This is a genomic window from Prauserella marina (assembly GCF_002240355.1).
GTDB lineage: Bacteria > Actinomycetota > Actinomycetes > Mycobacteriales > Pseudonocardiaceae > Prauserella_A > Prauserella_A marina.
Genome location: NZ_CP016353.1, coordinates 4,427,471 through 4,439,086 on the forward strand (window position 1 = coordinate 4,427,471; position 11,616 = coordinate 4,439,086).

The 11,616-nt window shown below is 68.8% G+C and carries 10 protein-coding genes; 7 read left to right on the forward strand and 3 right to left on the reverse strand.

Annotated features, from left to right (window positions below; all coding sequences use genetic code 11):
* Positions 1–30: 30 nt before the first annotated feature.
* A complete protein-coding gene (locus tag BAY61_RS20825; RefSeq protein WP_211323524.1) occupies positions 31–1,863 on the reverse strand; it encodes a sensor histidine kinase in 1,833 nt (610 codons plus the stop codon).
* On the reverse strand, positions 1,847–2,551 hold the full coding sequence (locus BAY61_RS20830; RefSeq protein WP_211323523.1) for a response regulator transcription factor: 705 nt from the start codon (positions 2,549–2,551) through the stop codon (positions 1,847–1,849). Before BAY61_RS20830 ends, BAY61_RS20825 begins: the two co-directional genes overlap by 17 nt.
* A 204-nt stretch (positions 2,552–2,755) precedes the next feature.
* On the opposite strand from BAY61_RS20830, the gene BAY61_RS20835 reads away from it, so the two are divergent.
* A complete protein-coding gene (locus BAY61_RS20835) occupies positions 2,756–3,169 on the forward strand; it encodes a hypothetical protein (RefSeq protein ID WP_143021460.1) in 414 nt (137 codons plus the stop codon).
* A 10-nt stretch (positions 3,170–3,179) separates the two neighbouring features.
* Entirely contained in the window at positions 3,180–3,830 is a 651-nt protein-coding gene (locus tag BAY61_RS20840; protein ID WP_091810058.1) for a class F sortase, read from the forward strand.
* A gap of 7 nt (positions 3,831–3,837) precedes the next feature.
* On the opposite strand, the gene BAY61_RS20845 is transcribed toward BAY61_RS20840, so the two are convergent.
* Complete coding sequence (locus BAY61_RS20845) at positions 3,838–4,470, reverse strand: TetR/AcrR family transcriptional regulator (RefSeq protein WP_091810059.1); 633 nt, start codon at positions 4,468–4,470, stop codon at positions 3,838–3,840.
* Between the two features lie 208 nt (positions 4,471–4,678).
* Here BAY61_RS20845 and BAY61_RS20850 point away from each other — a divergent pair, with 208 nt between their 5' ends.
* The 5 genes from BAY61_RS20850 (at position 4,679) to BAY61_RS20870 (ending at position 11,607) form a co-directional block, all read left to right on the forward strand.
* The gene (locus BAY61_RS20850; RefSeq protein WP_091810061.1) at positions 4,679–5,482 is read left to right on the forward strand and encodes an SDR family NAD(P)-dependent oxidoreductase; all 804 of its coding nucleotides are present in this window, start codon (positions 4,679–4,681) and stop codon (positions 5,480–5,482) included.
* A 32-nt stretch (positions 5,483–5,514) separates the two neighbouring features.
* Positions 5,515–6,642, forward strand: a complete 1,128-nt coding sequence (locus BAY61_RS20855) for a DUF5938 domain-containing protein (RefSeq protein WP_091810063.1) — start codon at positions 5,515–5,517, stop codon at positions 6,640–6,642.
* Between the two features lie 61 nt (positions 6,643–6,703).
* A complete protein-coding gene (locus BAY61_RS20860; protein ID WP_091810064.1) occupies positions 6,704–8,278 on the forward strand; it encodes an acyl-CoA synthetase in 1,575 nt (524 codons plus the stop codon).
* Positions 8,279–9,043: 765 nt separating this feature from the next.
* Positions 9,044–10,897, forward strand: coding sequence for an Hsp70 family protein (locus tag BAY61_RS20865; RefSeq protein WP_245865293.1), 1,854 nt, complete (start codon positions 9,044–9,046; stop codon positions 10,895–10,897).
* A gap of 206 nt (positions 10,898–11,103) precedes the next feature.
* Positions 11,104–11,607, forward strand: a complete 504-nt coding sequence (locus BAY61_RS20870) for a sigma-70 family RNA polymerase sigma factor (RefSeq protein ID WP_091810066.1) — start codon at positions 11,104–11,106, stop codon at positions 11,605–11,607.
* The last annotated feature ends 9 nt before the right edge of the window (positions 11,608–11,616 follow it).

The window sequence follows — 11,616 nt, forward strand, 5'->3', positions numbered from 1 at the left end:
TTTTCCCACGCCGGACGCCGCACCACCTGGTCACGAACCCGGATTCCGGTCCGCGCGCAGGCGGATGGTGAAGGTCGTGCCCTCGCCGAGCGTGCTGCGCACCTCGATGTGCCCGCCGTGGACGTCCACGAGGTGATGGGTGATCGCCAGTCCCAGCCCGCTTCCCCCGCCTGCCCTGCCGCGCGACTTCTCCGCGCGCCAGAAGCGATCGAAGATGTGCGGCAGCGACTCGGCGTCGATGCCGGTTCCGGTGTCGGACACGTCGATCAGCACCTCCTCGCCTTCGCGCCGCGCCCACAACGTGACCCTGCCGCCCTCAGGGGAGTGCCGAAGCGCGTTGGACACCAGGTTTCCCAATGCCTGGCGCAACCGCGCCGGATCAGCGGAAAGATCGGGATCACCGTCGACGATCACGGCCAGTTCGACGCCATCCGCCTCCGCCCTTCCCCGGTGGGCCGCGGCGACCTGGTCGAGAATCGCACCGGTGTGCAGGGGTTCGGTGTGCACGCGCAGCTTTCCGGCGTCGGCGAGCGCGAGGTCTTGCAGGTCGTCGATGAGGTGCTGCAACAGCAATGTCTCCTCAAGCAGCGAGGCGACCAGGGGCTGGTCAAGCGTCGCGACGCCGTCCTGCGCGGCCTCAAGCCAGCCGCGCACGTTCACCAGCGGTGTGCGCAGTTCATGCGCGACATCGCTGACCAGTGTCTTGCGTTGCCTTTCCGTGCGCTCGATCTGGGCGGACATCGTGTTGAACGCCGTGGCCAGCTCCCCGATCTCGCCTCGGGCCCTCGTGTCGACGCGCGCCGACCGGTCGCCGTCGCCCATCTTGCGCGCGGCCGAGGTGACCGCGTGAATGGGGCGGACGAGCTTGCTCGCGGCGAGTGCCGTCACGCCGATCGTCAGGACCAGCACGGCAGCCGCCGTCCACACGATCCGCGATATGCCCACAGTGGACAGAGCGGCAGGTTCGTCCCCTCCCGGTTTGGTGATGTAGAGCTGCGCCGGTCCGGAAACATAGGACGCGAGCTGTTCCCGGTGTGCCGAGTCCACGCAGCGCTGCGCCTCAGGCCCCGCGGGTAGTTCCTCCGGTGAGGTGATGCTCGCGGGATCGACGGCCAGCGCGCCGAGCCCCTGCCGGTCGAGGCAGGCATCGACCAAGGCCAGCAGCGCGGTGGTCGCCTCTCGTTCCGTCGCCGTCGGGACCGCCGGTTCGGCACAGATCGCGGCCTCTTCGACCGGTACCGCGGACGGCGGCTCGGTCGGCCGGGGTGCCTGCTCGCGAGCCGGCACCTGGGCGACGGTGCTCTCCGGCACATCGTCCACCACCCGCACCACCGAGCGCCCGTTGGGCCGCTCGACGATCTCGCCCCGCTCCCCCGACCCGCGCATGCACTCCAGTTGCCGCCGCGCCAGCGCACGCGACGTATCGCGCTCCTCGGGCGTGAGCAGGTAAGGGCCGACCGCGCGCTGGTCGATACCGGAGGCAGCGGCGTCCGGTTTGAGGACCGCGTCGACGGCGAGCGGGTCGACGACGGCCGACGGCGTTTGCGGAAGCGGCGGATCCTGCGGCCCGCCGGAGTCCGCGATCGGCGCCCTTGCCGTCGTGGTCAGCGTGATCCGGCGGCCGGTCTGCTCGGAAAGGTCGGTGACCAGGCGCTGAACCCCCGACCACCGAGGGTGTGTTGCCGCGTGCCCCAGCAGCGAGTCGTAGATCTTCGCGTCGGTTGCCAGCGTTTCGCCGATCTCCCTGGTGATCGCTCCGCTGGTGCTCTGCGCGGCCAGCCACGCCGTCGCGCCGATCGAACACCCCGCCACCACCACCGACATCGCCAGCAACCGGGTGAGCAGACTATGCCTGCGTGCCATCGGTGCCGTCCCGCAGTTTGTAGCCGATTCCGTAGACCGTGAGCAGGCGCACCGGCCGCCGGGGATCGGGTTCGAGCTTGCGGCGCAGGTTCATCACGTGCACGTCGATGGTGCGCTCGGTGATGAATTTGTCGGTGCCGAAGGCGTGGCTGAGCAACTGTCCCCGGCTGAAGACCCGCCCCGGCTCGGCCGCCAGCACCGCGAGCAACCGGAATTCCGCCGGTGTGCAGTCCAGCGGGGTTCCGGCGAGCGTGATCTCGTGCCGTTGCCGGTCCAGCACGAGGTCGCCGACTCGCAGCGGCCGCTCCCCTCGGTCCCTGGCGATGCGCGACCTGCGCAGGATCGCCCTGATCCGAGCCGCGAGCTGCCGGGGACTGTAGGGCTTGGTGATGTAGTCGTCGGCGCCGAGATCCAGCCCGAGCAGCACGTCGTCCTCCGTCGTTCTCGCGGTGAGCAGAACGATCGGGACGTCCGAGTCAGCTCTCAGCACGCGGCACACGTCGAGCCCGTCGACCTTGGGCATCATCACGTCGAGCACGACGAGATCGGGCTCGCACCGCCGCGCCTTCTCGATGGCCGCGCGCCCGTCGTGCACGACGATCACCTGGTGGTTGTCGTGTTCGAGGTAGCGCCGGATCAGCTCGGCCTGCTTCGGGTCGTCTTCGGCAACCAGCACCTGTGCGCTCACCCCGCGGATTATCGCCTGCCCTTGGCTGAAAAGGCCGCCGCGCCATGGTCCCGGCCCAGCCATCGAACAGGATCTTCACAATTCGCGGTCCGTGCGCGATCGAACGACTTCTTCACATCGAACGGACAGGATCCTGACAACCCCGGCCCATGCTGGTCCTCGTCCGTCACCTGACGACGGGCGCCGAACGAAAGGACCACATCGATGAAGCTTGGGCGAACGTGCGCGGCTGTGGCCGTGCTGGCCGCCACAACCCTCCCGCTGACCGCCGCGGTGGGCTGGGCCGACGAAGCGGGCCAGCCCAGCGGGCCCGCCCCCGCCACGGAATCCGCGCGGCCCGAACCCACGGCGCGGCCCGAACCCACCGAGCCATCGGTGTCCGAAGTACCCGCCGAGGAGCGGGCCGCGGAGGCGGAGCGAGCGGAACAGGTACCTCCCGAGGCGCGGCCGGTACCCGAGGACCAGGTGTCCCAGCGTCCCGAGGGCGCGCCGGAAACCGGCGGCGGACCCGAGCAGGGCACCGCCGCGGCAGCCATCGGGGGTGCTGCCGCGGCGGTGGCCGTCGCCGGTGGCGGAACCGTGCTGGTGTTGCGTCGCAGGCACACCGGCACGCGTTGAGGAACCTCGGATGAACCCGCGTTCCCACTCGTGGGGAAACCGGGGCGGTCGCGGCACGCTCGCCGCCGCCCTGGCGCTGATCGCCGTGGTGCTGTCCGGCTGCTCTGCCGAGCGGCCGGACGGCCTCGGCTCCCCGCCCCCATCGTCGGTCTCGACGGTGGAAACCCCGGCGGCACAGGCATTACCGCGATCGGTTCCGGCGTGGGTGGACGTGCCGAGGATCGGCGCGCGCTCGTCACTCGTGCCGCTGGGACTCAACCCGGACCGGACGGTCGCCGTCCCGCCCGTCGACGAACCGATGCAGGCAGGCTGGTACGAATACAGCCCAACGCCGGGCGAGACCGGACCGGCCGTGATCCTCGGGCACGTCGACGGTGCCGGTGAGGACGGCATCTTCGCGCGTCTGCACGAACTGGAAGCCGGTGACGAAATCCGGGTCGGGAGAAGCGACGGGAGCGTCGCCCGGTTCGTCGTCGCCCGGATGGCGCGGGAACCCAAATCCGCATTCCCCGCCGACGAGGTGTACGGCAACACCGAAGGCCCGGAACTGCGGCTGATCACGTGCGGCGGCGAGTTCGACGCCGCCGCCGACAGCTACCGCGACAACATCATCGCCTTCGCCACCTTCACCGGAACCGTCGGGAAATCCCGCACCGAATGACCTTTGCCTAGATCGTGACCAGCAGGTCGAGCACGCGGTCGAATTCCTTCTCCAGCCGCGCCACTGATTCGTCCATTCCGGACAGTGAGTGCAGCAGTGCGCGCTGAAAAACGCCGTCCAGCACGAGATACGCCGTGGCCGGCGACGTGGCGGGCTCACCGCCGGAAAGTTCGGCGTACCGGCTGATCACCCGCCAGATCATGGCCTCGCGGTGCTCGTCGATCTCCAGTACGTCCTCGCGGAACGACTCTTCGAACAGGCTCTGGTTGCGCAGGTCGTACCAGAGGCGATGCAACGCGGCGTCGGCTTTCAGCGTGCCGAAGAAGGTTCCCGCGAACTCGCTCTTGAGTTCCGCCGCCGTGGTCGCACTGGCCACCGCCTCGTCGTAGCGCGTCACGCACACCGCCTCGTACTGGCGCACGGCGTGCGTGATGAGGTCGCGCTTGTCCGCGAAGTAGTAGTGCAGGACGCCGTGCGAGAACTCCGAGTTCTGCGCGATCTCCCGCAGGCTCGTCCGCGCGTAACCGAGTTCGGCGAGCGTGTGCAGGGTGGCGACCGCGAGTTCCGTCCGCCGCCCCTCGAACTTGTCGACCTGGCGGCGGGCGATTTTGTCCTGCTTGGTTTCGGCGACCTCGGTCACGTGTTCGTCCCGTCGGGTGGCTGTGGTCCGCGGGCTGCGGCCGCTCCGAGTCTATCGTCCCGTCGCCGACATTGACCTTGGACAGTTGTCATAGAAATTCTTGACGACTGTCCAAACATCGCTACTCTGTGACCCACGGCGCACCCTCCGTTCTCGCCCACGAGCGAGGAAGGGCGGCGGCTCAGCGATCTCAAGGAGGAGATTCCGAATGACGAGTTACGACCTGACCGGCAGGAAAGCGCTGGTCACCGGAGGGGCGCGAGGGCTGGGCGCCGGAATGGCCGAGGCGCTGGCCACGGCGGGAGCGGCCGTCGCCGTCGGCGACGTGCTCGACGACGTCGGCAAGGAGACCGCCCAGTCGCTGCGCGACGCGGGAGCCACCGCCGAGTTCGTGTCACTGGACGTGACCGACGAGGCGAGCTGGGCACAGGCGATCCCGAACGTCCTCGACGCGCTCGGCGGATTCGACCTGCTCGTCAACAACGCCGGAGTGGAGATCACCAGCCTCATCGCCGACCTCGACCCCGAGGGGCTTCGCCGCATGCTCGACGTGAACGTCGTCGGCACCGCGCTCGGCCTCAAGTACGCGTTCCGGGCCATGCGGCCCGGAGGCAGCGCGGGCAACGGGGGCTCGGTCGTCAACATCGCGTCCGTCGCCGCGACCATCGCCTTTCCCGGCATCGCGGGGTACTCGGCGACGAAATCCGCCATCGACCGGCTCACCAGGGTCGCCGCGGCCGAGTCGGGCAAGCTCGGCTACGGGGTCAGGGTCAACTGCGTCTACCCGGGCCTGACGCCGACGGCGATGGGCAACCAGCTCGCCGTGGACTGCGCCGAGATCGGCCTCTTCCCCTCGCCGAAGGACGCCGTGAAGACCGTCGTGGAGCTGACCCCGCAGGGGCGGCTCGGGCAGGTCGACGACATGGCCGATGCCGTGGTGTTCCTCGCCTCCGACGCCGCCAAGTTCGTCACCGGCGCGGGCCTTCCCGTCGACGGCGGCATGGGTATGTGACCGGTTTTCCCTGGAACGAAAGGACAACATCCGTGCCTACTGACAAGCCCGTCGTCGTTTACGGAGCCTCCGGTTACACGGGCAGGCTCATCTGCGAATACCTGCGCGAGTACAACATCCCGTTCCTCGCGGCAGGCCGGGACCTGAAACGGGTCGAAGAGGCGGTCGCCGCGGTGCCGGGGGTGGAGACGGTCGAGCACGAGATCGTCGAGGTCGAACACGACACGGCCGCGCTGACCGAGCAGTTCCGCGGCGCGAAGGTCGTGCTCAACACCGTGGGGCCGTTCGCGAGGTACGGCCACGAGGTGGTGCGAGCCTGCCTCGACATCGGCGCGCACTACACCGACACCAACGGCGAGCAGAACTGGATGATCGAAGCCGAGGAGCGCTACGGCGCCGACTTCGCGGAGCGGGGCCTGCTGCTGTCACCGGGAATCGCCCAGATGTACACCATCGGTGAGATCGCGGCCAACATCTGCCTTGAGACGCCGGGCCTCGACACCCTCGACATCCAGGTGTTCTGGAAGGGCTACCCGACGGTCGCCTCCACGAACACGATCCTGACCAACGCCGCCTTCTCCTCGGCCTACTACCTGGAACAGAACGAGTACGTGGAATGGCCCCCTGACGGCGGGCTCTACGAACTGGTGGTGCCAGGACAGCACGAGCTCGGCCTCGCGCTGCCATGGGGCGGTACGTCGCACCCGTTGTGGTTCAAGAAAGATCCCCGCGTGGCCAACGTGCGGGCACTCGGCGGAGTGTTCAACCGGCCGCTGATGCTCGGGGTGCCGCAGATCGTGGAGGGCGCGCTCAAGCAGATGGAGGGCGCCTCGCTCGACGAGAAGTACCGGATCATCGACGAACTGTCCGCGCAGGTGCGCAACGAGATGCCGCCGAGAGAGAACCCGCGCGTCAACACCTCGCTCGACTCGGTGTACGCGTCGGGGCCGCTCGGCCGCGCGCACTGCGTCATCCACGGCAACTGCAACTACAAACAGACCGCCCTGCTCAACGCGCACGCGGCGGCTCATCTGTTGCAGGAACAGCCGAGGAGGGCCGGCTTCGCCTCCGGTTGCCAGGCGTTCGGGCACCGCGAACTGCTCGGCACTCTGCGGGCCTTCGGACTCGTGCTCGAACCGATACTGGACGTCCACAACTGATTTCCGGGCCGGCCGTCGGCGGGGGGCGGCCGGCCCGGATCCACGAGACAGCGAGGTCACGGTGCGACTCAGTGATTATGTCGACAAGGGGTTTTCTCTCGGCGGCGATTATCCTTGCCTGACAACGAACGGCTCCTCGGTCAGCTACGCCGGGGTGCGACGGTCGTCCCGCCTGATCGCCGGAGCACTGCTCGGTTCCGGAATCGGGAGGGGCGACCGGGTCGCCGTGCTGTCGGCCAACGATCCGCTCGCGCTCACCTGCGTATTCGGCATCTCCCGCGCGGGGGCGGTGTGGTGCCCTGTCAATCCTCGCAACGTCGCCGAGGAGAACCGGCAGCTGCTCGACCTGTTCGGCTGCCGGTGCCTTTTCTTCCAGAAGCGATTCGAACCTCTGGTCATGGAGATCCGCGAGGCACTACCGCGGCTGACCACGTTGGTGTGCCTCGACGGCGAGGCCGAGGGCGCGGTCGGCTTCACCGAATGGATCGAGCGCCATGGGCGCGAGCCGGAGGAGATCTCGCCTTCCGGTGATGAACTGTGCATGCTCGCGGGAACGGGAGGCACCACCGGTGTCCCGAAGGGGGTGCGGCTGACCGGGCTCAACATGCAGACGGCGACCGCGCTGACGCTCATGTGCTACCCGTTCGGCGAGCGGCCCCGCTATCTCGCGCTGGCCCCGCTCACCCACTCGGCGGGCGTGCTCACGTTTCCGGTGATGGCGCTCGGCGGCGAGGTCGTCATCATGCCGAATCCCGACCTCGGTGAGTTCCTGCGCCTGATCGAACGGCACCGCATCACGCACGCGTTCCTGCCGCCGACGGTGATCTACGGTCTGCTCGACCACCCCGACCTGGATTCCACCGATCTCAGTTCGCTGCGCTGCCTCTGGTACGGCGCCGCTCCGATGTCACCTTCCCGCCTGGAGGAAGCGCTGACCAGGATCGGCCCCGTGCTCGGGCAGTTGTTCGGACAGACCGAAGCCCCGAACATGATCTCCACGCTCGCCCCTGCCGACCACTTCAACGCCGACGGATCCGTTGCCACGGAACGGCTTTCCTCAGCCGGAAAGCCGACACCGCTGACCCAGGTCGCGGTGATGGACAGCGCGGGGGCGCTGTTGCCGAGAGGTGAACGGGGCGAGATCGTGGTGCGCGGTCCGCTCGTGATGGCCGGTTACCACGAGAACACCGAAGCCACCGAGGAGGTGAGCAGGCACGGCTGGCACCACACCGGCGACATCGGCTACCTCGACGAGGACAACTACCTCTTCATCGTCGACCGCGCGAAGGACATGATCATCACGGGCGGGTTCAACGTGTACTCGGCCGAGGTCGAGCGCGCGCTGCTGGCGCACCCGGACGTCCAGGACAGCGCCGTGTTCGGGTTGCCGGACGAGAAATGGGGAGAGCGGGTCACCGCCGTGGTCCAGCTTCGCACGGGACGGCGGCCGGAGCCGGGCGAACTGGCCGCGTTCGCCAGAAAGCGGCTCGGCGGCGTGAAGGCACCGAAGCAGATCGAGATCTGGCCGGACCTGCCGCGCTCGAAGATCGGCAAGGTACTCAAGACCGAGATCAGGGCCCGGCTGACCGGAACTCCCGACGCCGCTGGCACATCTGATTCGTCCACTTCGGACTGAACTGGGACAGCGCTCGCGGCCGAGGGCGCCGGGCCGAGGGCGCGGCGTGACGCGCCGATCCCGCTCGTCGTCCCGCGCCGACCGCCGTGGCCGGTGACTCCCGGCACACCAGCGTCCTGACCTCGCCGAGCGCCTGGTCCGCGCCCACGGCCACCGGCCGCTCCAGCCTCTTTCGCGCTCTACGGCCTTCGCGACCTCGTCCGGCACCGGCGCCCGTTCACAAGGACTTCACCGTCCGTAAAGGACAGACCCGACCAGGCCGTGAACCGCTCGCTCGGCACGACCTCGTGGCCGGTACGCCGCCATCCGGAGCAAGCCGCCCCCGACACCCGTGGCCACTCCATGCCCGCAACCCGCATCACTTACTGTAGGCAGCGCACCGACAGGTCTTGACCAAACAGCAAGGTAATGGTCAACACTGGAAGCCGTGTCGACGAGACGGATTTCGCGAGGAGTGGACGTGATGGCGAGAGGCGCCCAACGGATCACCGAGCCGGGCGGAACCGCGACCCCGGCACCGCCGGAACCTCGCCGGAGTCCCGAATACCCACCATGACAGTCCGTCGGGTGTTCGCATGACGCAGTGTCACTGGTGCCACCGCGCAGCCGGAACAACACTAATCGCAGACGCTCTGCGCGACCTCGGGGAGTAACAATGAGGGCCTGGACCCTGCTCCATTCCGGTGACGACTGGCCGCCCCCTGCGGAAAAGCCAGGCGTAACCACTGATCGCACCGCGACGGAACGGACAAGGGAGGTTTCGTCGTGCGCTACGCGGTCGGCATAGACCTGGGCACCACGTTCACCTCCGCCGCGATCGGCGACCACACCGGCTCCCGGATGGCCCCCCTTTCCCAAGGGTTCGTCATCCCTTCACTGGCCTACCACGCGCCGGACGGCAGTCTGCTGACCGGAGTGGCGGCCGAGCAGGCCGCGTCGGATCCCACGCGGCTGGCGCGCGGTTTCAAGCGACGGCTCGGCGATCCGACGCCGCTGCTGCTCGGCGGCGCGGCCTATTCACCGACGGCACTGATGGCGGCGCAGCTTCGCGGCGTCCTCGACCAGATCACCGCGTCGATGGGCGCCGCGCCGACGTCGGTCGCGCTGACCTGCCCCGCGATCTGGGGGCCCTACCGGCGTGAGCAGTTCGCCGACGTGCCACGGCTTGCCGGTCTCGACGACATCCAGGTGATCACCGAGCCGGAGGCAGCGGCCGCGCACTACACCCGGGAGCGCACCCTTGGCGAGGGCGAGGTCGTCGCCGTGTACGACCTCGGCGGCGGCACGCTCGACACCACGATCCTGCGGATGCGCGCCGAGGGGATGGAAATCCTCGGGACCCCCGAAGGCATCGAACATCTCGGCGGCATGGACTTCGACGACGCGCTGCTCTCCCACCTCGACTCCCGGCTGGACGGCGCGATCGGCGGGCTCGACCCGGCCGGCCCGGCCGATCGCGCCGCGCTGGCCGCCATCCGCGCGCTGTGTGTGCGCACCAAGGTCGAGTTGTCGACCGAGCCGGACGTGACGATGACCGTGCCGCTGCCGTCGGGACCGCGCGAACTGACGGTCACCAGGCTGGAATTCAACGCGGTGATCCGGCCTTCCGTCGAGCTCACGGTGGGCGCGTTGCGGCGTACCGTCTCCTCGGCGGGCCTGCGGGCCGAGGACCTGTCCTCGGTATTGCTTGCCGGCGGATCGTCGCGGATCCCGCTGGTGACCCAGATGGTGTTCGAGGAGTTCGGCAAGCCGGTGCGGGTGACCCAGCACCCGAAGTTCACCGTCGCGCTCGGTGCCGCCGCGATCGCCACCCGCGCGCTGTCCGGCACCCCCGTCGCGAAGCCCTCGCCGGAACCCGGCGGCGCGCCGGTTCCCGAACCGGCCCTTGAACCCCCGACGAAGGCGCGGCGCGGAGGGCGGTGGAAGGCGCTGGTGGCCGCGGCCGCGGTCGCCGCGGTCGCGGTACTGGTCACCGCGCTGATCGTGAACGGCCCCGACACGCAGTCAGCGGGCGCCCCCACGGGTGGCACGCTCAGCGAGTCGGCCGGTCAAGGGGACGGATGGCCCGACCCCGACACCCCACTGGTGATGTTCGACGACACGATCGCCGAGAAGTACCACGTGTTCATCGGCTCGAACCAGAACTGGGGAGGCAGCGAGATCGTCGGCGACTCCGTCAGCCACCAGTCGATCGAGGCGAACATCGAGGACGGCCTTCGGGTGACGTGGAAGGGAGACGGGCCGGGACAGGTCTACCTCCAGTCGGTCAACGAGTACCCCGACCTTTCCGGTTACTCGAAGCGAGACGGCGCGCTGGTTTTCGACGTGCTCGCGCACCAGGCGGCAAACGGGCCGACGTCCGTCGGAGCGCACTGCCGCTACCCCTGTGGCGGCACGGTGGACACCACGAAGCTGTTCCAGGAACTTCCGGTCGGCGAACAGCGCACGGTCACGATTCCGCTGCGGTGCTTCGTCGACGAAGGTCTCGACCCGGCACGGGTCGACACCCCGTTCGTCGTGTACTCGGAGGGCGAGTTCGAGGCGACCTTCCGCAACGTCCGCTGGGAAGCCGACGCGGCCGCCGATTCCGAAGCCACCTCGTGCTCGGCGACGTCCTGACCTCACATTGACACCACTGTGGATGGTGCGGGAGTGTTGATCTCCGGCATCGGCCGCTCGTGACCTCGCCGCTTCGCCGGGTGGGGATATCCCTACCCGGCGAAGCGGGTCAGCTCCCCCGGGTGGAGGGACAGACCCAGCGACTTCACCCCGCTCCGGCGGAAAGCTTTGTCCCACAGGGCAACGCGAAACGGGTGAGGTCAAAAATGGTCAGCATCGACGACATCGTGCGAGCTCACGGCGCCGCTCTACAGGCATACGCCACGCGCCTCACCGGCGGAGACCGGTACGCGGCCGAGGACGTCGTCCAGGAAACCTGGGTTCGGGCGTGGCGCAAACTCGACCGGCTCACCGAGGACCGCGGCTCGGTCCGCGGCTGGCTGATGCGGGTCGCCCACAACATCGCCATCGACCAGCATCGCGTCCGCCGCGCCCGGCCGTCCGAGGTCGAATTTCCCGACCAGGGCATCGAGTCGACAGCCGTCCAGCAGGCGGGCGACGAGGTGGAAACGCGCATGGTCGTCGGGGACATCCTCGACGGTCTTTCGCCGGTGCACAGGGACACGCTGGTCGAGGTGTACTACGCCGACCGGACCACGACCTCGGCCGCCAAGGTGCTGGGAATCCCCGCCGGAACCGTGAAAAGCAGGCTGCACAACGCGTTGCGGACGCTGCGTTCCACGGCCGGGCTGCAACTGGAAGCCGCCTGAACCAGCTCG